General features: G+C 30.8%; 14 protein-coding genes and 2 rRNA genes. 7 read left to right on the forward strand and 9 right to left on the reverse strand.

Annotated elements, in window-relative coordinates; translation table 4 throughout:
- Nucleotides 1–97 precede the first annotated feature (97 nt).
- From PWA39_RS03950 to PWA39_RS03965, 4 genes are all read right to left on the reverse strand, one after another.
- Nucleotides 98–1,903 (reverse strand): hypothetical protein, encoded by a 1,806-nt coding sequence (locus PWA39_RS03950; protein ID WP_274827451.1) that lies wholly within the window; start codon nt 1,901–1,903, stop codon nt 98–100.
- Nucleotides 1,875–3,323, reverse strand: coding sequence for a hypothetical protein (locus tag PWA39_RS03955; RefSeq protein WP_075949664.1), 1,449 nt, complete (start codon nt 3,321–3,323; stop codon nt 1,875–1,877). Before PWA39_RS03955 ends, PWA39_RS03950 begins: the two co-directional genes overlap by 29 nt.
- 909 nt (nt 3,324–4,232) lie before the next feature.
- Nucleotides 4,233–7,132, reverse strand: a 23S ribosomal RNA gene (locus PWA39_RS03960).
- 444 nt (nt 7,133–7,576) lie between these two features.
- A 16S ribosomal RNA gene (locus PWA39_RS03965) occupies nt 7,577–9,108 on the reverse strand.
- Together the 16S and 23S rRNA genes form the textbook arrangement of a ribosomal RNA operon.
- 513 nt (nt 9,109–9,621) lie before the next feature.
- On the opposite strand from PWA39_RS03965, the gene PWA39_RS03970 reads away from it, so the two are divergent.
- The 7 genes from PWA39_RS03970 to PWA39_RS04000 all read left to right on the forward strand — a co-directional run bounded on the left by PWA39_RS03970 (nt 9,622) and on the right by PWA39_RS04000 (nt 18,418).
- Nucleotides 9,622–10,242, forward strand: a complete 621-nt coding sequence (locus tag PWA39_RS03970) for a BC85_0335 family putative methyltransferase (protein ID WP_069099276.1) — start codon at nt 9,622–9,624, stop codon at nt 10,240–10,242.
- A 33-nt stretch (nt 10,243–10,275) separates the two neighbouring features.
- Nucleotides 10,276–10,758 (forward strand): transcription elongation factor GreA, encoded by a 483-nt coding sequence (greA, locus tag PWA39_RS03975; protein WP_010320993.1) that lies wholly within the window; start codon nt 10,276–10,278, stop codon nt 10,756–10,758.
- A 1-nt stretch (nt 10,759) separates the two neighbouring features.
- On the forward strand, nt 10,760–12,325 hold the full coding sequence (locus tag PWA39_RS03980) for an MATE family efflux transporter (RefSeq protein ID WP_069099277.1): 1,566 nt from the start codon (nt 10,760–10,762) through the stop codon (nt 12,323–12,325).
- Nucleotides 12,326–12,412: 87 nt separating this feature from the next.
- On the forward strand, nt 12,413–13,378 hold the full coding sequence (locus PWA39_RS03985; protein WP_069099278.1) for an ECF transporter S component: 966 nt from the start codon (nt 12,413–12,415) through the stop codon (nt 13,376–13,378).
- Between the two features lie 3 nt (nt 13,379–13,381).
- Nucleotides 13,382–15,304 (forward strand): hypothetical protein, encoded by a 1,923-nt coding sequence (locus PWA39_RS03990; RefSeq protein WP_240534008.1) that lies wholly within the window; start codon nt 13,382–13,384, stop codon nt 15,302–15,304.
- A gap of 10 nt (nt 15,305–15,314) precedes the next feature.
- On the forward strand, nt 15,315–17,786 hold the full coding sequence (locus PWA39_RS03995; protein ID WP_075949662.1) for a valine--tRNA ligase: 2,472 nt from the start codon (nt 15,315–15,317) through the stop codon (nt 17,784–17,786).
- Between the two features lie 491 nt (nt 17,787–18,277).
- Nucleotides 18,278–18,418 carry a hypothetical protein gene (locus PWA39_RS04000; RefSeq protein WP_165268365.1) on the forward strand — a complete coding sequence of 47 codons (141 nt, stop codon included), beginning with the start codon at nt 18,278–18,280 and terminating at the stop codon, nt 18,416–18,418.
- A 432-nt stretch (nt 18,419–18,850) separates the two neighbouring features.
- On the opposite strand, the gene PWA39_RS04005 is transcribed toward PWA39_RS04000, so the two are convergent.
- From PWA39_RS04005 to rpmH, 5 genes are all read right to left on the reverse strand, one after another.
- Nucleotides 18,851–19,933, reverse strand: coding sequence for a hypothetical protein (locus tag PWA39_RS04005; RefSeq protein WP_069099165.1), 1,083 nt, complete (start codon nt 19,931–19,933; stop codon nt 18,851–18,853).
- Nucleotides 19,934–19,971: 38 nt separating this feature from the next.
- Entirely contained in the window at nt 19,972–22,416 is a 2,445-nt protein-coding gene (locus tag PWA39_RS04010) for a hypothetical protein (RefSeq protein ID WP_069099164.1), read from the reverse strand.
- Nucleotides 22,417–22,496: 80 nt separating this feature from the next.
- Nucleotides 22,497–24,326, reverse strand: coding sequence for a membrane protein insertase YidC (yidC, locus tag PWA39_RS04015; protein ID WP_069099163.1), 1,830 nt, complete (start codon nt 24,324–24,326; stop codon nt 22,497–22,499).
- Nucleotides 24,316–24,654: a ribonuclease P protein component gene (gene rnpA, locus PWA39_RS04020; RefSeq protein WP_044284280.1), complete on the reverse strand. Its 339-nt coding sequence runs from the start codon at nt 24,652–24,654 to the stop codon at nt 24,316–24,318. The genes yidC and rnpA overlap by 11 nt, the downstream gene beginning before the upstream one ends.
- A 14-nt stretch (nt 24,655–24,668) precedes the next feature.
- Nucleotides 24,669–24,812, reverse strand: a complete 144-nt coding sequence (gene rpmH, locus PWA39_RS04025) for a 50S ribosomal protein L34 (protein WP_044284298.1) — start codon at nt 24,810–24,812, stop codon at nt 24,669–24,671.
- Nucleotides 24,813–24,958: the final 146 nt, after the last annotated feature.

The following is a 24,958-nucleotide window of genomic DNA, read 5'->3' on the forward strand; positions in this document are numbered from 1 at the left end:
CTTTTGCTAATAAACAAAATTTTTCTAGCAAAATTTTTATTTTTGAATAAGCAAAAATAAAAAAAAGCTAAAAATTTTAAAAAAGAATTTAAAATTTTTAGCTTCGAAGTTTTTTACCATTGAAAAGATCAGCAAACATTTTTTTATCATCACGAGCTTTCTCGCCATAATCACCGCGAAAATCTGTTTTTTTAATCTCTTCAAAATAGTAATTTTTTTCTCAATAATTTAAAGAAAAATCAAAGTGTCTTTCTAAAATCAATTTCTTTTCCTGTTGGTTATATAAACCTGAATTTTCTATAAAATCTTGAAAATACTCAAATTCATGAGTTGTTTCTTCTTGATATTTTTTAATTGCATCACGATATAAAGTTAATTCTTCCATAGAAGATTCAATTACATTTTTATTTAAATAATTTGATTTTGGTGGAGAAGAAAAAACAAACTGCGGATCTTGGTTATTTCGGAGAAAAATATCTTGTTCAAGTTTGACTAATTTTTCCTTAAAATAATATTTTAAATTTTCATATTTTCCTTGATAAATATCATCATATAAATTTGAATGGCCAAATCAGTAATAAATTTTTTGACCGTCGGCATACAATAGAATAAAATTTTTTAAGGAAATGGGCGAAATTCAGCCAGTCTCGGTGCTATAAGCGGAACGATAATACGGTTTAAATCAAAAAACTGGCTTTTTTGAGTCAAATTGTTCAATTATTTCATCAAAAAATCCATACTCTTGCCCGCCAAAGTAAAAAATTTGGAAATTTTCTAGTTTAAGTTTGGCTCAGCTTGGTAAAATAAAATAATCAGGTTCAGCAAGCTCGACATTCTCAGTGTCTAAATGATATCTAGGACCAAATAAAATTTGCAACAAATAGATAAATTCAATTTTATTTGTTCATTTATTCAAATTATCATAATAAAATTGACCATTTTTACCAAAAAGTTCGATGCAATACTTTCGATATTCTGGACCAAATTTATCAAATCAACTAAGAATAAATTTATCACGATTTTCAATGTTTAAATTAAGCTTTTTAATCCCGTATTTTTCAAATTTTTTAAGCAAATTTTCATAGGTTTCAAAAGTAAATACATTTTGAATTGGTTCGATTTGGGTTTCCTCGCCAAAATTATAATTCTCTTTTAACAACAAATTGTAGATATTTTCTACCTTTTGTCCTAAATATGCTTTATTTATATCTACATATTCTGAGTTATATTCATATCTTTTTGATAAAAAATCAAAGATTTTTTCGTGATAATTTGATAAATTTTTTGGCTTTGCATAAGGAACGCTTTCTTTGATTTCCTTAATAATTAAAGATTCAATTTCTTTTAATTTTTCTACTGATTTAAATATTTTTCTAAAAACGATAGGATAAGAAATTGAAAATTCACATTTTTCAATATCATCAAAGTTTTCAAAGGCAACAACAAGCTTTTTCAAGTCTTTAGTGTCGTAGCATGTATCTGAAAAATAAACTTGAGAAACATATTCACCACTTTTATTTTTATTTTTTTGACAATATTCTTCATCCTCATAAGTCTGATTACCAATCAAGCACCTAATTTCATTATAAAAATGGAAATTTTCAAGATCCTTAGAAAAAAACACAGTTTTTGGAATATCTGCTAATTTTAAGTTATAGATATAGCCGTCCTGCTTATAGTCAATACCAATAATTGTCTCAATCGGGTTAATTGCATCAAAACAAAAATCCATACCATAAACTCATAAAAAATCAGGAATTCGGGCTGAACTATCTTCACACTCAAGATCATAATCTTGAATTATACTTTCAACTGAACAACGACTTTTAATATTAATTTCTAAATATTTTAGTTTTTTTAATTGTTTTTTTGCCTTAGACTTCAAATCTAATTGGTGCTCCATATAAAAAATGTACCTTTTCAACATTTAACATTCTATCCCTGTCTACAAATTCATCTTTAAATCTTGCTCTTCTTACATGATAACCGGGGAAAAAGACTTTTATGTGACGCTTTTTTTTCGAATTTTTTTTCGAATTTTTTTTCGAAACTTTATCTTTGTGAGTAGTTTTAAAGAAGTTATCGGGGTCGGTTCAATCAATAGAATCATGAGCAAGTCCACTTCCAGTAACAAAAGGACCTTTAGTAAAACCAGGATCTTTATTTAAATTATTATTTGATCATCCTCGTAGCCATCCGTTTCCTACAATCAAATTTGCTGTATCTCTTGTTTTTTCGGCCAGATTTTTCATAACTCATCGATTATTCGAATAAAAATCAATAGGAGAATTTAATTTTTCCTTCATATTTTTGCGGTCTTCATCATTTACATTCATTTTAGCTTTTACTACACTAGGCAACAAATTCTCAATTACAATTTGAGTTAATTTTGATTGCATTGTTAAATTTGAAACGGCTCAAATTCAGGCTGCAGTTTCTGGGATTGCTTGTTCACTAATAACAAAATAAGATTTTAATTCTGTGTTGTGAAAATTAAAAAATCAAGCAGGGTGGATTCCAGTGTAATTTCTTAATTTTGTCTCATCATCTACAATAGAAAGATTTAAAGTCGTTGTACCTGCTATTGTTTTAATACTAGACTTGTCTTTTCCTTTTGTCAATTTATCTAAATCAACTTCAATTGAGTTAGTACCTCTTGAAACAATAGGACTATCATCATCCTTGTGGACAGGATGGGCAGGCCGATTATTATTCCATCATCTTCCAACATCACTAACAATATTCGGAAAAATGTACGCAGCAGCAATACCAACGATAGCAGCTCCAACAGCATATCAAAATAATCCACTAAAAGCAGCAGGAACAGCAGCAACTGCTGCTGGCGCCGCAGTTTTTTCAACCCAAGTTTTATTTTGAAGCTGTCTAAAGTCAAAAACATGCCCTTCAAATTTTAGCTTTGGCACACCTTCTTCAAAATAGAGTTCAGCTTTTTTGTTAACTAATTCAAGTGAAGAACTATTTAAAATTACCTGACCATCTTCATTAATTTGAATTTCAATATCATTTAAATTAGGAGAGTCTGAATTAGTACTTGTTTTGTTTAGGCGTGTTTGGTTATTCTTAATATTTGCATTAATAACAAGCGAATTTTGTTGGTTTTTGGCTGAAACAATTTGAACTAGATCATCAAAATTTACCGGTTTTTTTGAATTTGATAGATCTATATCACGAGTTTCAAGTTTAAAATCTGAATAGCTTTTTGTATTTTGAAAATGTCAAAGCGGCCCAAAAACACTTAGTGTAAGTGAAGTGAAAGCGACAATATTAGTAATAAACTTAAAAAACTTTAACTTTTTCTTCATGTTTTTTCCTTTTTTTATATACAATATTAATTCTTTATTTTTTTAATTATACTATATATTAAAAATTTTTTAGGAAAAATACCTAAAAAATGTGTTTTAAAAGAATAAGTTATTATGTTCATCAATCGCTAAAAATAAACTGCACTAAAATTCAGGTATATTTTTTTGAGTTTCACAGTTTGATGGCAAAAACTCACTTTTTAGTGAATATAAATATGCAAAAATACTGGTAAAACCACGTTTTTTGACGCTAAAACTTAATCTTTATTATTTTGAAATACCTTTTGAAAAAAATGTTTGGTACAAGAAAAAATTATGTTATAATAACTATCACTAAGAATGAATTAATAAATTTTATATTGAATTAAGGGGGGAATTAGTTATGTTTTTGCCATAAAACAACAGAAAATGCGAATTATCCATTATGTTTTTAAATATAATGGAATGCCTTAAATTTAACCGTTTAGAAATCTATAAATTTAGGGCTTTTGTTTATTGTTCTTTCAAAACTTCATATGTTTTTTTAGGCTCGCTGCAAATAAAAACGAGTTTTCTTTTTGCATTGAGTTTAAATAGTAGTTGTATTTTTTGATGGTTTTTCCCAGTGTTTTAAACTAAAAAACAGTTTAGAAATTCATAATTTTGCTTTTTTAGTTTACTTTATTTGATTAGTAGGTAGGTTTTTTCTTTCGTGAGTGTTAAATTTAAAATTTAGTGCTTTTGCTTTGATAGTTATTTTTCTTGAGTTTGGATACAAACTGCCAAACTCGGATTTTTTAATTAAGCAATTAGTCAATAAAAAAAATCCTTATTTTAAAGAGTTTTTTATTGACTCTCTAAAATAAGGAAGCTAATTAGCGCTCTCAAAACTGAATAGTAACATTTTTATTAAAATACTTTAAGAATTAACTTTTTAAACTTTGAATTTATTAGTATTAGTCAGCTGAATGTATTACTACACTTACACCTCTAACCTATCAACCTCATAGTCTATAAGGAATTTCATAAGGAATACTCATCTTTGAGGAAGCTTCCCGCTTAGATGCTTTCAGCGGTTATCTTTTCCGTACTTAGCTACCCAGCTGTGCCTTTGGCAAGACAACTGGAACACCAGCGGTACGTCCACTCCGGTCCTCTCGTACTAAGAGCAGCTCTCATCAATATTCCAACGCCCACATCAGATAGGAACCGAACTGTCTCACGACGTTCTGAACCCAGCTCACGTACCGCTTTAATTGGCGAACAGCCAAACCCTTGGAACCGACTTCAGCTCCAGGATGCGATGAGCCGACATCGAGGTGCCAAACCTTCCCGTCGATGTGATCTCTTGGGGAAGATTAGCCTGTTATCCCCGGGGTAGCTTTTATCCGTTGAGCGACGGCCATTCCACAATGAACCGCCGGATCACTAAGTCCTGCTTTCGCACCTGCTCGACTTGTAGGTCTCGCAGTCAACCACACTTTTACCTTTATGCTCTGCATATGGTTTCTGACCATATTGAGTGTAGCTTTGAACACCTCCGTTACTCTTTAGGAGGCGACCGCCCCAGTCAAACTACCCACCACGCACTGTCTCACTTCCAGATAATGGAAGCTGGTTAGAAAATCAATTTATTAAGGGTGGTATTTCAAGGTTGACTCCTCAAGAACTAGCGCCCTTGTATCATCATCTCCCACCTATCCTACACATAATAAACCAACTTTCAATACGAAGTTATAGTAAAGCTCCACGGGGTCTTTTCGTCTTGATGCGGGTAACCAGCGTTTTCACTGGTACCATAATTTCACCGAGTCCAATGTTGAGACAGTAGGGCGATCATTGCGCCTTTCGTGCAGGTCAATAATTAGTTGACAAGGAATTTCGCTACCTTAGGACCGTTATAGTTACGGCCGCCGTTCACCCGGGCTTCACTTGAATGCTTCGCGTAAGCTAACATCTCCGCTTAACCTTCGGGCACTGGGCAGGCTTCACCCTCTATACTTCGGTTTGCACCTTTGCAGAGAGCTGTGTTTTTGATAAACAGTTGCCACCCTCGTTTTACTGTGGCCCTTTAAAAAAGGGCATCCCTTCTTGCGAACGTACGGGATAATTTTGCAGAGTTCCTTAACATTGGTTTTCTCGCTCGCCTTAGAATACTCATCTTGGGGACGTGTGTCCGTTCTCGGTACAGGTTGTTAAAAAATTAACACTAGAAACTTTTCTTGGAAACATAGAATCATTTAATTCGGTACTTGAGTCTCCTCTTCCCTATGCGTCACAGCTCAAAATTAATGTTATACGGATTTGCCTGCATAACTTTCTAACTGCTTACCCCACAATCCAGTAAGTGGTAAAACTATCTTTTTTCGTCATTCCATCATTTTTTTAACAAGTATCGGAATATTAACCGATTGTCCATCGGATACGCTTTTCAGCCTCTCCTTAGGCCCTGACTAACCCTGGGTGGACGACCCTTGCCCAGGAAACCTTCCCCAATAGGCGTCGAAGATTCTCACTTCGAATCGTTACTCATTCCGGCATTCTCACTTTTAATCTCTCCACTAGTGGTCACCCTCTAGCTTCAACGAAATTAAAACGCTCTCCTAACGCAATTATTTAAAATAATTGCCCGTAGCTTCGGTATTGTGTTTTAGTCCCGTTACATTATTGGCGCAAGATCTCTTGACTAGTGAGCAATTACGCACTCTTTAAATGGTGGCTGCTTCTAAGCCAACATCCTAGTTGTTTGAGAAATTTCACAACCTTTCTCACTTAACACAATTTTGGGACCTTAGCTGACGATCTGGGTTCTTTCCCTCGCGAGCGTGGACGTTATCACCCACGTTCCGACTGCATAGATTAGATTAATGGTATTCGGAGTTTGATTATAGTCAGTACAGCTAGGTGCCGCCATTCCACATTCAGTGCTCTACCCCCATTAATTATATTTCTACACGCTAGCCCTAAAGCTATTTCGAAGAGAACCAGCTATCTCCAAGTTCGATTGGAATTTCACCACTATCCGCAAGTCATCCGGGCACTTTTTAGCGTACTACGGTTCGAACCTCCACTTTGTTTTACCAAAGTTTCATTCTGCTCACGGATAGATCACCTGGTTTCGGGTCTATGTCAACAAACTAAACGCCCTATTCAGACTCGGTTTCCCTACGGCTTCGCTTTAATCCGCTTAACCTTGCTTGCTAACATAACTCGCCGGACCATACTGCAAGATGTACGCCATCACACATTAACGTGCTTTGACTACTTGTAAGTAAATGGTTTCAGAATCTATTTCACTCCCCTCTCGGGGTTCTTTTCACCTTTCCCTCACGGTACTAGTTCACTATCGGTGTCTGATTAGTATTTAGCCTTACCAGGTGGTCCTGGCAAATTCAGACAGGGTTTCACGTGCCCCGCCCTACTCAGGATACATTTATGAGATTATATAATTTTGCGTACAGGGATTTCACCTTCTTTGTCAAAGCATTCCAACTTTTTCTGCTATTATATAATTTTGTAACTCAATTAAAATGTCCTATAACCCCGTAAAAACGGTTTGGGCTCCTCCCATTTCGCTCGCCACTACTTTGGGAATCATTATTTATTTTCTTTTCCTGTTGTTACTAAGATGTTTCAATTCACAACGTATCTCGCTGCTTTAATTATGAATTCATTAAAGCGCAACCTAGGTTTGCTAGGTTGGGTTTCCCCATTCGGAAATCTCCGTATCATAGCTTATTTCCAGCTCCACGAAGCTTATCGCAGGTAATCACGTCCTTCATCGACTTTCAGACCCAAGGCATCCACCAAATACTCTTATTTATTTAAAAAGTTAAAACTATCTTCTGAGTATAGCCTATTTAGATAATATATCTTAAGGTATTTTAACAATTTTAGAGTTTTTATAACTAAAAGTTATAAAATTTTAAAAATAAACTCGGTTTAATTTTAAAAGACTTTGGAATATTATCTGATTTTTAGATCAGATATAAAATTGTTACTGTTCAGTTTTGAAAGAGCTAATATTGTCTTTTTACAGACATTTTGAGAGTTTTAGAGCTCTCAAAACTAGGTACATAATCAATTTCAAATTGCTATTGTATTAAAAAATTCATTAAAAAAAGTTAAAAAAAAATTTACTTTACAAAAAAAATAATATTTACAAAACTAAACAAGGAGAAAATGAATTAATAGAACAAATTATTTCAAATTATTAAATTTTCTAATGTGTTAGTTTGATTTTAACCACATTTAGTAGTAGTAATTTTCCGTAGAAAGGAGGTGTTCCATCCCCACGTTCTCGTAGGGATACCTTGTTACGACTTCACCCCAGTCATCGGTCCTGCCTTAGGTAATGGTCTCCGAGGTTAACTCACCGACTTTGGGCATTACCAACTCCCATGGTGTGACGGGCGGTGTGTACAAAACCCGAGAACGTATTCACCGCAGTATAGCTGACCTGCGATTACTAGCGATTCCGACTTCATGAAGTCGAGTTGCAGACTTCAATCCGAACTGAGACTACTTTTTTGAGATTAGCTTGACATCACTGTTTCGCTGCTCTTTGTAGTAGCCATTGTAGCACGTGTGTTGCCCCACTCGTAAGAGGCATGATGATTTGACGTCATCCCCGCCTTCCTCCGGTTTGCACCGGCAGTATCTCTAGGGTTCTCAACTTAATGTTAGCAACTAAAGAAAAGGGTTGCGCTCGTTGCAGGACTTAACCTAACATCTCACGACACGAGCTGACGACAACCATGCACCATCTGTCATCTCGTTAGCCTCCGCTATATCTCTATAGTTTTGCGAGGATGTCAAGAGTGGGTAAGGTTCTACGCGTATCTTCAAATTAAACCACATGCTCCACCGCTTGTGCGGGTTCCCGTCAATTCCTTTAAGTTTCACTCTTGCGAGCATACTACTCAGGCGGATCATTTAACGCGTTAGCTGTGCTAGTGACTTTTGCCACCAACTAATGATCATCGTTTACGGCGTGGACTACCAGGGTATCTAATCCTGTTTGCTCCCCACGCTTTCGTCCATTAGTGTCAATATATGACCAGTTAGCTGCCTTCGCCTATTGGTGTTCTTCCTAATATCTACGCATTCCACCGCTCCACTAGGAATTCCGCTAACCTCTTCATAATTCTATTTTGTCAGTATCTAAAGCGAACTAAAGTTGAGCTTTAGCATTTAACCTTAAACTTAACAAAAAACCTGCGGACGCTTTACGCCCAATAATTCCGGATAACGCTTGCGACCTATGTATTACCGCGGCTGCTGGCACATAGTTTGCCGTCACTTTCTAATAAGGTACCGTCAAGACTAAATCATTTCCTATCTAGTTTTTTCTTCCCTTACAACAGCAGTTTACATCCCTAAAGACTTCATCCTGCACTCTGTGTCGCTCCATCAAGCTTTCGCTCATTGTGGAATATTCCTTACTGCTGCCTCCCGTAGGAGTCTGGGCCGTATCTCAATCCCAGTGTGGCGGTACAGCCTCTTGGCCCCGCTAAACATCATCGTCTTGGTAGGCCTTTACCCTACCAACTAACTAATGTTGCGCACCCCCATTTTTTGGTGAAGCTTTAAAGGCTTCTTTTAATAAAAAAACATGCATTTTTTTATCGTATCTGGTATTAGCCGCTGTTTCCAATGGTTATCCCGGTCCAAAAGGTAGGTTAGGTACGTGTTACTCACCCATTTGCTACTAAATATATTAGCAAGCTAACATATTCCGTTCAACATGCATGTATTAAGCACACAGATAGCGTTTATCCTGAGCTAGGATCAAACTCTCATGATTGCGTTCAATTTGAAATTGGTTTTGAAATTATATACCTAGTTTTGAAAGATCTAAAAATTTTTTTTGCCGTTTTAACAGCGTAACTCTAATTATATCACAAAAAAATTTTTTACAAATAATTTTTTTTTTTTTTTTTACGCTGCCTGTTTCTTCATTTGAAACAAAGCTTAGTTATTATAACCCGTCAAAATAAAAAAACCAAGAAAAAAATAAAAAATTTTTTTTCTTCTTTAATTTATATTATATATAGGCATTTTTTGCTAATTTTTTTTATAAATTTTGTAAAATTTTAGGTGATTTTTTGCTTTGCATCAGCAAAAGATGATCTCAAAAATGACCCATGGATTTGAAAAAAAATATTTTTTTAAATTTTTTTAACAAATAAAAATATTTTTTTTCAAATTTGCAAATTTTTACATATTTATTTTGGAAAATTTGCTTGCTTTTATTTTTTTTACTCGTTTTACAAAAAAACTTATAATTTATATATATTAGTGATTTTTAGGGAGAAATATGCCGATTTGAAAAATTATTTTATTAATAACAGGAATTATTGCGCTTCTGGTTGCTCTTGTCTCCTTTGTTTGAACATGAGTCAAAAAAAATAAATTAATTAAAAAATATAACTTTGAACACCAAAGTCAAAATTATGACCAGTGAATAGATCTAAAATCACAAGTCACTGAATTAGAAAGCGATATTTGGCTCGTTGAAAGTCTTGAATTTGTTATTAATAAAATAAGGGAAACAAATTCAAAAGCAAATTTATTTGTTGAAAAAGACGGAATTGTTGCTTGTCTTAGTCAAAAAAATATCCAAAACTCGACAAATACAGTTTTTGAATCTTGGCTTGATCAAAACAGTTTGGCAAAAAATATTGAAAAATTGCAAATAAAAAATCTGAATTACACAAGTAAGTGCGATGCTTTTTTTGATTTTATTTTAATTTCGGCAGAAATTAACCCTAAAAATTTTCAAGAATTTTTAGAAAAGGTTAAAATTGGTGGACATTTAATTTGAAAATATAAAAAAAGGCAGCGAAGGGCAATTTTAAAAATGTTAAAATTGCATAAAATTCACTTCGATGAATTTTTTTATTATGATTTTTTGATAATTCAAAAAAAAATAAATTAAAATTTTACTAAAAATTGTTTAAAAAGGAAAAAAATGAAAAAAATGATGAATGATGAAGTTCTTTTAACCCAACAAAAACTTGATGAAATAAAAAAAGAACTTGAACATTTAATAAATGTTGAGCGTGTTAATGTTATTCAAGAAATTAAAGACGCTCGTTCTCAAGGCGATCTTTCTGAAAATGCCGAATATGATGTAGCCCGTGAAAAACAAGGGATAATTGAGTCAAAAATACGTGAATTTGAAGCTATTATTGCTAAAGCAAAAATAATTGAAACTCGTTCAGGATCAAAACGAGTTTCAATTGGATCAAAAGTTACTCTTAAAAATCTTGAAAGTGGTTTAGTTCAAACTTTTCAAATCGTTTCTTCAATTGACGCTGATCCTTTTGCGAATAAAATTTCCAATTTTTCGCCGATTGCACAAGTTCTTTTAGGTCAACATGAAGGAGATGAAGTTGAAGTTGATGTAAATGAAAAATATTCGGTTAAAATTCTGGAAGTAACTAACGAATAAAATGCATTTTTCAATAAAAAAATTTTTTCCTGATTCGCCAGAGATGTGGAAAAAATTTGCTAAAATTACTATTCCAGTAATTTTAGCAACGCTTTTTATTTCGATAAATAATTTTATTGATAATTTCATGGTTTCCCAAATCAGTGGCGGTATTACGGCTGTCGGGATGGCCAATTTTTGAACAGGAATTGTTTTTTCTTTTATAATTTCGATTAACACAATCGGGTCAATTATTTTTGCCCAATACTGAGGAAAAAAAGAATTCAAACTGGCCCGGCAAGTAAATAATATTAGATATATTCTTTCTTTTATTGTTATTTTATTTTTTGCTGTCCTGTCCTGAGCTTTTCCTGAAAGTCTGCTCAGAGTCGTTCAGTGAAGAAGGGGTTCGTCAGGTTTAGACCAAGATATTTTTGAGCAAGCAAAAAGTTACTTATTTATAATAAGTTTTTCTTGAATCTTGTTTGCCTACATTGTCACTTCCTCAGGAATTCTACGCGAAATTGGTGTAATGAAAGTTTCTGTTCTTTTTAACACTTTGACTTTAGTAACGAATATTGGGCTTAATTTTTTGCTAATTCCACTAATGGGAGTCTCTGGTTCAGCACTTGCAACTGTAATTTCAAGACTAATAACCTCTTTTTTAATGTATCTTTATCAACTTTTTTATAGAAAAGAAATTAGTCTCTCAGTTTTAAAAATGTTTCAAATTGACAGACAAATTTGAAAGCAGTTTTTTGCCCGGTTTGTCGGAATGTCGCTTGTAACTATTGCCTCTTTAATTATTTCAGTCCGCTCTGTTCTTTGATCCCAAAGTTTGCCGCCTGGTTCAATTGGAATTGACGATGGCAGTGGTTTTTATAAATTTTGAGGCATTGGATTTTTAACCATTTCAGGAATAATTCTCACAATTGCTAACATTTTTTTTACAACTTTTGCCTCAATTCAGACAAGTGTTTCGATTGTTGTTGGTCAAAATTTAGGCCAAAACAAAATTGAACTAGCCAAAAAAAACGCTGCAATGTTAAAAGGTTTTTTATTTGTTGTTTCAGTTGTTATGTCGGTTGTTGCCTTTATTATCGTTTTTGCTATCACAAAAACTGACTTGATCACGACAGGAATTAAAGAACAAGTTCAAAAAGGACTCTCTGATTATTTCACCGAAAATAATTTACCAGTTGACCAAAGTATTATTGACGCCCAAAAAGTTTTGGCCGTTGATTTCTATCTAAATCAGATTTTTATAATCTGTATAGTTATAATTTTAATTAATCCAATTTGGGTTCAAATTAATGCCTCTTTAACGATAATTAAGGCCGGTGGACGGGCTAATTTTGCTAGTTGGTGAGATTTTTTTACCGGTTTAGGTCAACTTGTTTGACAAATTCTTATAGTTTTAGTTTTTATCCCGCTGATTTCTGAGGTTCATTTAAAACTTTTTATTTCACTGACAGTTTTTTATCTTTCAGATATACTAAAGTGAATTATTTTTGAACTAATTTATCTAAAAAGCAATTGGGCGATTAATTTGACGCTTGAAAATTCAGCTCTAAAAGAATCTATCTAAAATGTTGTTGTTTATATTTTTTTTGCTATAATTTATTAAGTTAAACTCATTTTATAAGGGGAAAATTTTGGCAAAAGGAGAAGTTTCATGGCTAAGTTGACGAATATGAAAATCTCTTTTGTGGCGATTTTCATATCAATTTCAGTAATTATGTTAATAATCGGGGTCAGATTGGCTCCTTTTGCTGTTTTGCCAAATTTTCGCTTTTCAATTATAGGACTGCCGATTAAAATAACAAGCTTTATTTTTGGACCAATAGTTGGTTTTTTAACTGGTTTTTTATCAGATTTAATTACTTTTTTGTTTATTCCTGGCGTTTATTCTTGATATTATACTCTCAGCCTTTCACTTACTGGGTTTATTCCTGGCGTTTTCTTTTGATTTTTTGTTGTTCAAGGGAAAAAATGATTTCAAAAAGAGAAAATTTTAGAACGCCTAGGGGATAAAATTTTTACCCAAAAGCGAGAAATTTTTAATTACACTTATCATGCAATTAGCCATAACTCAAAAGATGCAAACTTAGAGCGAAAAATGCGGCAAAATTTGCTTAGATTACAAAAAAAAGTTGCTAAAGTCCAAGCTTGAACTGAAGAAAAAGCTTTACTGAATTTTTATTGAGTATCGAGCTTTTTTGTCCTGGCTTTAATAGCTGCAGCAGTTATTTCGACGGTTATGTTTAATTCTTCTATTGATTTTAGCAAAGCGCGCTTCATTTCTAGCAAAACTTCGTTTTTAATTTTGATTCTTTTTGGTACTTTTTCAATGATTATCTTCTTACTTGTTGCGCGTTTTATTAACTTTTTCCGTAAAAATGAGCGATATTTGACTCTTGTTCCGATCGTTGCATTTTCTGCTTTACATGAGCCAATTGCAAGTGTTCTTGCCGCAAAAGGCGATGTAGAATCTGGTGCGCTTAATAATTTTGAAACTGCTTTTTTGACACATATAATTATTTCTCCAGCCAAAATTTGGATTAATGCGTCTGTTATTTATTTCACTGCAAGAGCTGTTTTACCGCTAGTTTATAAAAAATTCTCTTACTCTCTTACTTAAATTATGGAAAATATTATTAATTTTAATAACGAGAAAAAGCAAAAACTTGTTTTTCATAATATAAAAAATAAGTATTGAAATTATTTTAGTCTTGAATTAGATGCAAAACAATGCGGATTTATTTATTCTTCTGATCCAAATTTTTTTAATGAATTCAAAACAATTCTTCAAAAAGAAAATTCTTATAATGGATTTATTCTTGAAAACGACAGACCTTATGATTACAGCAAAAACAGTTGTTTTTCAGATTTTTTATCAAAAGAAATGTTTGAAAGAATTAAAAAAAAGCTCGTGATTCAGGTTCTTTTATCCCATTGAAACACAAAGCCGTTCGAAATTGAAACTAATACAACAAGAAAATACATGTTGTATTTGACAATGCCCGAAATTGATCAATTTCTAACAAATATGGATAATCAAATAACTAATTTATTGGAAAAAAGTGCTTTTTTTTCTTTTAATTTTACCGAAATGGTCAATAAAATTAAAAGCGATTATAAAAAATTAAACGAAAATTTTTATAATCTGTACATAAAAACAGAATTAAATCCAAAAGTTGAGCAAGAAAATTTAAACCAAGAATTAAAACTTAGCAACCCTTTTTTTGATTCTAAATTTGACAACTTTAAAAGCAATGAAACAACCCAAAATGCACTAAAAATTATTAAAAACGATATAAAAAACATTATTAGCCAGCATAATTCGCTAACAAATTCGGCCGATGCCGACCTTTATAAAATAAAAATTTTTACTACTGGCTATACTTGCTTTTTGAATTTGATAAAACAAAGTGGAAATTTCAGGTGACTGTCAACTGAGCAAATATTTCAAATTTACTACGAATTTGAAGTTTGGATGTCTAAACTGTTAAATCAAAAAAGTCTTGATAATATTCCAAGTGTCCAAAACTTTTTTGATAAAACTTTTGCTGATGATTTTTGACTTTTTTGGAAAAAAAATCGTCAGCAAAAAATGCTTGAAGAAAAAAATAAAAAGGCACAAAAACACTTTAGAACAAAGAAAATTAACTCTTTTCGCAAGGAAAATCCCTACTACCAAAATCTTAAAGTAAACAGCAAAACTTTGCTACGCGCGAATGTTTTGTGACAACATGAAGTAATTAGAATGAAAAAAAGCCTTAAAAAGAAGAATTTTCGTAACTCTTTTTTTGCAAAAAGACTTTGAGTTGCTTCTATTGAAAACAAGTTAAGAAGACTAAAAAATAAAATTTCAAAAAGCGAATATTGGACTCATTTTGCTTTTTTAAGAGACACCTTGGTGGACTTAAAAAATTTTTTTTACTATTATAATTTAAGCAGAATTGATACTTTTTTGAGAAAAAATCAATTTTTGATTTTTTGCTTTGAAAACAAAATTAATTTTGACATTCTTTACCAATTTTACGGTGAGCTTCCTGAAAATATTTTGTTTTTTTTAGAACTAAAAAAAACAAAAATGGGCAATTATTCTCGCTTTTTGTTTGACGAAAATTCTTTTTACTTAGGCACTACTTACAAACAAAAACTTTTTCAGCATTTTTTTAATGATGGCGAGAATACAGTCCAACTTTTCATTTGTGCAAAGCGGTCAATCAAACCTATTCGTGATTTTAGCATTGTTTTTATTGAAAACGGTACTTTAATTGAATATATTCAAGAGGTAGATTTGCCTTTGACGCCAAAAACCACATTTGCTAAGTTTTTTTACCAAAATAGCAGTTTTGATCGAACTAATTTGTATTTGCTTGAAACACAACTTTACAAGCAAATACAAAACGAAGTTTTTCGAAAAAACCCTTCTGGAATCAACAACAATTTTGAATATTATGCTGATTTTTGAAATCCTATAAAAAATATAAAAGTAACTAACGAATTTTCAAGCCAAAATACACTTTTGGACGAAGATATTCTTGTCATAAATTTATAATGGGTGAATCATGGAAAATAAATATAATCATAAAACAGTTGAAAAAAATAGAAACCAAAAATGACTTGATAAGCAGTTTTTTTATGCTAGTTCAAATCCAAAAAAACCTTTTTCCATCATAAGTCCGCCTCCAAATGTTACAGGACACTTGCATCTAGGTCATGCTTGAAATATTTTTATTCAAGATTCTCTAATTAGATTTCATAAACTTCAAGGCTTTGACGTTCTTTTATTGCCTTGTGTTGATCATGCTGGAATTGCAACTCAAGCAAAAGTTGAAGCTTTTTTAGCAGAAAAAAATATTTCTAAATTCGACTTAGGCCGCCAAAAATTCATCGAAAAATGCTATGACTGAAAAGATCAGCAATATCTAAAAATCAAAGAACAGTGAAACAAATTAGGGATTGCATTTGATTATTCCAAAGAAAGATTTACGCTTGACGATGAGGCTCAGCACGCTGTTTCAAATTTTTTTATCAAATTGTGAGAAAAAAATTTGATTTATCGCGGAAAAAGAGCGATAAATTGGGATGTAAAATTACAAACCGCACTTTCAAATATTGAAGTTATCAACAAACCTGTAAATCAAAAAATGTACTATTTAAAGTACTTTTTGAAAGACTCAAGCGAATTTTTGACCGTGGCAACAACAAGAATTGAAACTATTTCGTCCGACGTTGTTTTAGCCGTAAATCCAAAAGATAAAAGATATTCAGGCTTTATTGGCAAAGAAGTTATTCATCCTTTGACTAAAAAAATCATAAAAATAATTGGCGACTCAAATGTTAGTCAAGATTTTGGCTCTGGAGTTATGAAAGTTTCGGCTCATTCAATTTTAGACTTTGATATTTTAGAAAAAAATGGCTTGTCAGCCGAAGATTGCATTGATGACTATGGTAATTTAAATAAAAATACCCTTGAATTTGAAGGTAAAAATCGATTTCAGGCCAGAGATTTAATTGCAAAAAAACTTGAAAATGAAGGCCTTTTAATTAAAGTCGAAGATGTTGTTTCAAATGTCGGCTTTTCACAAAGAAGCGGCGAAATTGTCGAAATTCTTAAAAAACCACAATGATTTGTCAAAATGGATGAACTGTCTCAGTCTTTAATTTCGCACCTGAATTCAAAAGATAAAATCTTATTTTATCCACGCGGATTTGAGAAAAATTTAAGAAAATGATTCGATAAAATCCATGACTGAACTATCTCACGCCAACTTTGATGAGGTCACAGAATCCCTGTTTGGTATAAAAATAATGACGAATTTAAGGTTCAAATAGACTCACCTGGCCCAGGATGAACTCAAGATCCAGACGTTCTTGATACTTGATTTTCTTCAGGAATTAGCGCTTTTTCTTTTTTAGGATGGCCTAATAATTCTGAACTAATTAAGTCCTATTTTCCGACAAGTTTACTCGTTACCGGGTGAGATATTTTATTTTTTTGAGTTGCTAGAATGTATTTTTCCTCTCTTTTTGTTATGGATAAAAAACCTTTTGAAAAAGTTCTGCTTCATGGTCTTATTCGCGATGAAGAAGGGCGAAAAATGTCAAAATCACTCGGAAACGGGATTGATCCTATGGAAATAATTGAAAAATACGGGTCAGATTCTCTACGACAAATGCTTCTTTTTAATTCAAGCCCAGGAAAAGATATAAGGTTTAGCGTTGAAAAATTAAATTCAGCTTGAAATTTAAGCAATAAACTCTGAAATATTGCCAAATATATTAAAAGTTTAGATAATACTCATAGAAAACCAGATTTTATCGACTTTTGAATGGAAGGTAAAATTTACGATTTTAAAAAACAAATTGTAAAAAACATTAAAAAATATAATTTTAGCGTGATTGGAACCGAAATTAATAATTTTATTTTTGGGGATTTTTCTTCTCGTTATATAGAATTGATTAAAACTAGACAAAACGGTTTTTATGCTAGAAAATTATTAAAAAGTGTTTTGATAATTTCGCACCCTTTTATGCCTTTTTTGACAGATTTTTTGATGGAAGAAATCTTTAATGAGGAAATTTTAGAACAAAAAATGCCTAGAGTTAGGCAATTTAGTGACAATCAAAAGGTCGAAAATATCCTTGAAATTATTGATAGTTTAAGATTTTACCGTGAAAATTTACAGATTTCAAAAAAAATTATGTTGGAATTTTGTGTTCTTGATGCCGAGTTCCAAAAAGAAGAAATTGAAATTATTAGTAAGTTTGTTTTTGGAAAATGGGTTCCAAACAACGAGTTTATTATCAAAACCAAAAACTTTAAAATTTCGCTTAAAATTCCTGACGAAGTAAAAAAAGCGCAAGAAGAAAACGATAAAAAAGAAATTCAGTTCTTAAAAAGCGAAATTTTAAGGGCAGAAACTTTACTTTCTAATCAAAAATTTGTCGAAAAAGCGCCTAAAGAAAAAGTTGAACAAGAACGCGAAAAACTTAAGAAATTTAAAGAAAAATTAGAATTTTACGAAAAAAAATAGTTTATTTTTTCCGATTATCCTGAGTTTCCGGGTTTGATGGCGAAAATTCACTTTTTAGTGAATCTGAATATGAAAAAATACCCGTAAATTCGGGTTTTTTGCACTAAAATCTTAATTTTTATTATTTTAAAATTAACCTTTTGCAAAAAAAAAAAAAAAATGTTTGGTAAAAAATAAAGTTATGTTATAATCAAGTTCACTTAAGAATGAATTAATAAATTTTGATATTGAATTAAGGGGGAATTAATTATGTTTTTACCATAAAAATTAGAAAATGCGAATTATCCATTATGTTTTTCCCGAGTTTCCCAGTTTTAAGACAAAAATTCGCTTTTTAGTGAATCTAAATATGAAAAAACAACGGTAAATCGGTGTTTTTTGATTTTAAAATCTTAATTTTTATTACTAGCATTTACTAGCATTTTAAGTAATTTTATGGTATAATTATAAATTATGAAAAAACAAAAATTAACTAAGTTGGTTTAGTAACGATGTTGCAAAAATTAAGGCAAAGGGTTGAATTTAACACTTTAGATCAGCAAATGATATTTAAAAATCGAGATGGTGTTCCTAGTGATCCGAATATTTGAAATAGGTATGATTTTTACTTTGATATCTTAATAAATCACTAAAAAAAATTGTAAGTAACTTTTACCAAAAAACTTAAAAAACTGCCTAAAACCAGATGCTTTTTTAAAATTACCTTATGAAACTGGGAAACTCGGGATGCGAATTATCCATTATGTTTTTAAATATAATGGAATACCTTAAATTTACCCGTTTAGAAATTTATAAATTTAGGGCTTTTGGTTATTGTTCTTTCAAAACTTCATATGTTTTTTTAGGCTCGCTGCAAATAAAAACGAGTTTTCTATTCGCATTGAGTTTAAATAGTAGTTGTATTTTTTTATGGTTTTTGTTGTTTTGTCCATAAATTGATTTTTGCCTGTGTTTTAAAATAGTATTTAACTTTTACAAAAAAAGTTAAAAAAGCGGCAAAATCGGACGCTTTTCTAAGATTATCTCATCAAAGTGGGAAAATCGGGATTTTACGAAAAAATAAACTATTTTTTTTCGATTATTATAGAAAAATTATTGTCAAAGTTAGTTGTTTTACCTTCAAAAGGAACAACAAAAGTTTGGGTAAAAAATCTAACAAACGGATAATCTGATAATTTATCTTTTGGATCTTCTGTTTTAGAAAAAAATGCTTCGGGATTAGCGTTTTTTTCATATTTATCAGATTTATACTCCAAATTAATCACTGAAATGTTTGAATCTAGGGAATTTTTTTGCGTTATTTCGTGTTTTAGATTGTTTTGTTTTTCATCTAATGTGAAAGTGATTTCTTTTTTTTCAAAATCAATATTTTTTAAATAAAGCTTGTAATTAGGGAATGTTTCTGATTCAAGGAAGCCAAATAAATTTTTTTCTGTACTTTGGGGATCGTTAGGATCTTTTCTTTTATAAGCAAAAGAATTAAGCATTTGATTAACATTTATTTGCAAATAATTCTTGCTATCATTTGAAATTAGATCTTTTTTTAGTAATTTTAACTCAACAGAAGAATACGGAGTTAAGGTTCGAGGGAATTTTGTTGAAGTTTCAGGTATGCTGATTTTTTGGCCGTTTTGTTCAAATTCTGTAAAACCAACTGAAGTTGGAATTACATAAACGAACCAAAAATCCTTTGCATTTTCGGCTACAGTTGGGACATAAATTGAGTCTGGACCTTGATTTAATTGGCGCTTAGTTTTTTGAAGTTGCTTAGAATTGTAGTAGCGATTTATTAAATTTAAGTATGTTATTTGTGAATTTGGACTGAATCTTGATATATATTCGGGATCTATTTTTTGTGAATTTGAAATTTTTGGAGCATCCGTTAGATTAAGTAGGTAAAATTGTGAATCTTTTTGCTCGTATATTTGCTGCTGTTTTTCCGCAGGAATTTCAATTAAATTCTCTGAATTAATGAATTTTTTCAAATTTACAGCATTTTGAACGCCCAGACCTATTGGATTTTTAAACCCATCATCAGTTTTATCAGTATCTCCACATGAGGCTATGATAAAAATAGTTTGTGGTATTCAAAAACTACTAAATAGAAAATGCCGAAAAATTTTTTTTACTTTTTTGTTAAAATTCACAGTTAAATTTAAATAAATCCTTTTAAAATTAATACATTTTACGACTCAAAAAAATTAGCTTTAAAGATTTTTAAGCGCTCAGGTCCTTCGGAATTAATGAATTTATTTGCCAAAGTTAAATATGAACCATAGCTAAAAATTAGTTCTCTTTTATTTTTGAAAGTAAAACTTCATAAGAAAAATAGCACTTTGTTAGCAAAAAGATCCGGATTTTGCAATATATTTTGATCTATTTCAAAAGGAAGTTGTAAAATGTAGTCCTGATTTTTATTGGCGAGTTGGTTTTCTAAAACCCTTAAAAAATCATCTCAATTCAAACCGGTGTCACAAATTTCTTTTTTTGGTAAAATGTTTGCTTGCTTTTTGTTAGGTAAATGTTTAAAATCTCAATTTTCTAGTAAATCAACCGGAAAGTCAAATTCTTGATTTTCAACATCGACAACAGCAGTTGCAATAATTGTAAGGTTTGCCGGAATATAAATTTTTTGGTGCTCGTTTGAAAAAACGTATGAAGAAACTTCTGGGAGTGAAATTGAAAAAAAGCTGCTAGCTTTTTCATCGCGATAAAAGAGCGGTTTTAGTTGTGAAACTAAATCAATTCCAGCTTGTTTATCCATGTTTTCAAGAATTAAGAAATATTTTTTATCTGGATTTCAAAATGAGGTTCTCAAAATCCGTGAAAATGGACCTGGAATAAAATTAGCCTGATTTTTTTCATCAACACTAAAATCACTATAACCAACAAAATCTTGAATAGTGTAATTATCAGAAAAAGTTGCTATTTCATAGTTGTTTTTGTCCAAATCGTGTTTAAAAATATTGTTTTTAATTTCGTCATAAATCTGGTTTTGGGATGGAGAAATTAAAAATATATTCTTACCAGACATTATTTTTGTTTGTTTTTGACTTATTGTGATTTCGTCATTAATTTTTCTTTTCTCTAATAAGTTGAAAAAATTTTGTTTAAATTTGGGTTGATTTAGTAAATTTTTGATTGAAAAGTCGATCAATTTATATACGTTGTTAATAAAATAATTGTAATAATGCTCTCTGGACTTTAAAAATGTAGAAGCTGGGAGTTTTACATTATTAATTTGGGTTTGTGATTCTGTCGGTAAATAGCAAATTTTTTCTGAATCTACGGAGTCTTTTTCTAGCTGTTCTGTTTTTTGTTCAGATGTTTTGCTGTCTTCAATTTTAGTTGAATTTGAATTTACTGATTTTGAATTGCTAGTTTGTGAATTTTCACAAGGACAGGAAAGAATTTCAGAAGAATGTAAAATGCCAGATAAAGATTTTTTTGTTTTAGTTGAATATTCTTCGCCTGAATTTTCGAGATTTTTCTCAGTGTTTCCAGGTCAATATGTTGCTTGAGAATCTAAAATTACGCCTAAATTCATAGGATAATTTTGATTTTCTGATAAAGTTTTAAGATCATTTTCACAGCAACTTTGACTATCAAATTCAGGTGTATAAAATTGAGAAAATTCGCCTAAATTACACTTTTTTTCAGCGGGTTTGATTGTCTCTTCGACGATTTTAATTTCAGGTTCGTTTAACTCAGTTATTGTCTCTGGTTGTTCAGTTTGATCTAAAACTTGGTTTTGGGATGTTGAGTCGTACTGAGTATATTCTTTTTCGGTCTGAGTTTCGTTTGTAGGTTCATTTGTAGCTAAAACTGAAGGTATTTCTTGTGTTTTATTTTTCAGAACACTTATTATATAGTCATAATTTGCTTGCGAATTTGAGGTTAAATAATTAGATCATTTTTCCGGATCTAGCCTTACAGCGCTTGCTTTTTCAAAATTATATGATTCTAATTGGTTGTTACATTTACTTATTAGTTCGTCAATTCTTGAATATCAATAGTCAAAAAGTTTTATTTTAAAAAATTTTGTGCTGTATTGTTGACTTTTTTCACGAAAAGATAAAACTTCAAAAAAGATACCAGAAATTAGAATGTAAAAAATGTGGTCTTTTTGTGTTAAATTATAACGCTGAAGTTTTTCATCAAATTCAGGGCAGAAAGGCTCTCCAAAATTAAAATTATCGAAAATTTCATCAACTGAAACTGGTTGGTTTTCTTTCTCTTTGAGCAATTCTAGCGTCATTTTAAACAAGTGACGATATTCTTCATTAATAAAAGTAACTAAATTAAACAAAATAATGCTTATATATTCGCGAACTTTTATTGTTCCATTGTTTATTAATTTAGCTAAAATATTAAGTTTTTGCTGTCCATTAACTAAAATATTTGTTTTTGCAATCCCGAGTTGAGAGGCTAATCTTATGTGTTCGCTCAAATCTCCAACTGGTTTTCAGTTTTTATTTTTGTAAATTTTTAGTCATTTACTTTTAAAATTCGGGTTTATTTCTTCTTTATTTAAATAAAGTGCTTTAATTAATATTTCTAAACTTTCCGCTTTTCGAAGGTGTGTATTTGAAATAAGTGTTCAAATACAAGGTGAAATTTTGTTATTCATTTAGTATCTCCGTAGATTTTTAAACTTTTTAAACATTTAATACTATTTTAGCGAATTTTTGCAAACCTTTATTTATATTATTAGATCCATTTTTTCCTACGCATTCAGGGTTGAACTTTTTCACGATAAGTTTTGGATTTTTGGAAATAATGAACGCCAAGTGCTTGCATAATTTCTCAAATACCACCAATAATTCAGTAAATTTGAAGTGAAGCTTGAAAAATTACTCCAAAAAACACAAAAATTATTGACATGATTCTTTGTGTTTTTACTTGTTTTTTATATGTTTCATTTTCCTGAGCATTTATTATTCTTTTTGTTTTATTTTTATTTAAAAGTTTTGGAATTATTTGCTGCAATCCTTGAACTATAACCGTAATAATTATTATTGGAAGATAAATTCATTGTCCATCAAAAAGTTTTTGATAAGAAGTTGCTGCTAATTCAAGACCTAAAAAATAAGTAACTTTAAAGCTAGGAATTCCCTGGAGCGCTCGTCAAACAGCTATAAAAATAGGCATAGTTACTAAAATTTGGGAAAAAGGCGCAAATGGTGAAAAATTATTCTTTTTATAAAGGTCAGCAACTTCTTGTCGATGACGTTGTTGCATGACTTTATTTTTTTTGTAATTTTCGTATTTTGCATCAATTTTAGCTTTTTTTAGTTGTAGTTCATTTTGCTTATTTTGACCAAAAATCGTTTTAAATCTGAAAGCAAAAGAGATAAGTTTTGTTATTACAACGATTGTTAAAATCGCCAAAATTGTTATTCAACCAGATCAGGCAGATAATGACTGAGACGAGGTGACTCACGTAATTATTTTAGAAATCGGGTAAACAAACATTGCATAAAAAGGCCCTAATTTCCATGACTCAAGCCAGCTAACTATCGGGAATGATGGAACTTGATTTTGGAAAGCAATTTTTCTTGCAAATTCTTCGTCGTTATTGTTCCAGTTGTAAGTTTTGTTCTGTATATCAATTCGGGAAAAATTAATAGGAAAAATTATTTTTTTTATAGATTCAGCGTATCCAGAAATAATTTTTTCAGTTTCAGGAGAAATTTCTTTTCCTGCTTTTGTTTCAAATTCTTCAATTGCATTTTCCAGTTTATTATTTGAAAATTCTGGTAATGAAATTAATTTATTATAAAGAACTTGAAGAACATCACGGCTAAAAGTTGCATAACTCCGATTAACAGGCGGGAGTTTACTGTCTATTTTAAAGAAAAACTGGTCAATTTTTTCAGTTATGTTGGCTGTATCATTGTTATTTTGAAAATTAAAATTATTAATAGGCAAACTTTTGGCGTTCTGCAGACTTTCAAAATAATTTTTATCAGCTTTTTGACTAAAATATTTTGGAGATGGAAGTTTTATTTCAGTTCAAACAGTTTTTTGCTCATATGATTTTTGTGCAGAACTGAAAAAAATAAATTCATTAGTTTTGTCACCTTTTAAATATTCAAATTCATTTTCATTATTTTGGAACAAAAGAAGTGAATTAAACTCACCAAAATCAGAATTTTTATCTCCAATTTGTTGTCTTAAGACGTTTAAAATGCTTTCTTGATTTACTTTTTTTGAGTCAGCTGAAATCAAAAAGTTATTGTTTTTTGTAGCTAATTCAATACCAGGCGCGCTTTCATTTTCTGATTTTTTAAAAATTGTATAATTTGGGGTTATTTCTTCTTTAGAATTATAAAACTCAAGCGCTTCGCCAACATTATGCGAAGTTTTTACAACTAATGATTGAATACAACCGGTTAAAGAAATTCCGAAAATAATAGTGTAAAAAAAGACTTTCAAAAATTTGAAAATAGATTTGAAGTTTTTGAAGCTATTTTTTTTTGAACCGTTTTGGTTCTGGAAGTAATCAAAAGCCTTTGGTCGTGTTTGTTTATTTTTCATTTTTTTGGAATTCTTTGAATATTTTAATAATTTCGTTCTCTTTTTCTTTAAAATTAAGTGTTAAAAATGATTTTCTTGTTATTAAAATTACTCGAAATTTTGGTGCAGAAGGTCAATTTTTTTGAAGGCTGTGAAGAATATTTTTGATTTGCCTTTTATAATAATTTCGTTTAACTGCATTAGCAAATTTTTTCGGAATTGAAATACCAATTTCGAAAAAAGCAAATTTTGAATAATAAAGAATAAGAGAATTTGTAACTATCTGTTTTTTAGATTCGATTATTGCTTGGAATTCTCAATTTTTTTTAATAGTCGGAATTTTTTGCAAAATTATCCTAAAAACTATTTATCTGATACAGTTAATCTTTTACGACCTTTTAATCTTCGAGCTGCTAAAATTTTTCTACCGTCAGCAGTTGACATACGTGCGCGGAAGCCATGAGTTTTTATGTGTTTTAATTTATTTGGTTGGTATGTTCTTTTCATGATATCTCCTTTTGTTTTATTTGTTTTTTTAAAAATATTGCTAAAATTTAAAAAAACATAGTTATTTTGTTGACTTGCACCCAAAATTGTATAGTTAAATTTTAACACTTTTTATATTCTTATATAAAAATAAAGTAAACGTTTCT

The sequence above is a fragment of the Mesomycoplasma ovipneumoniae ATCC 29419 genome (assembly GCF_028885435.1).
Classification (GTDB): domain Bacteria; phylum Bacillota_I; class Bacilli_A; order Mycoplasmatales; family Metamycoplasmataceae; genus Mesomycoplasma; species Mesomycoplasma ovipneumoniae.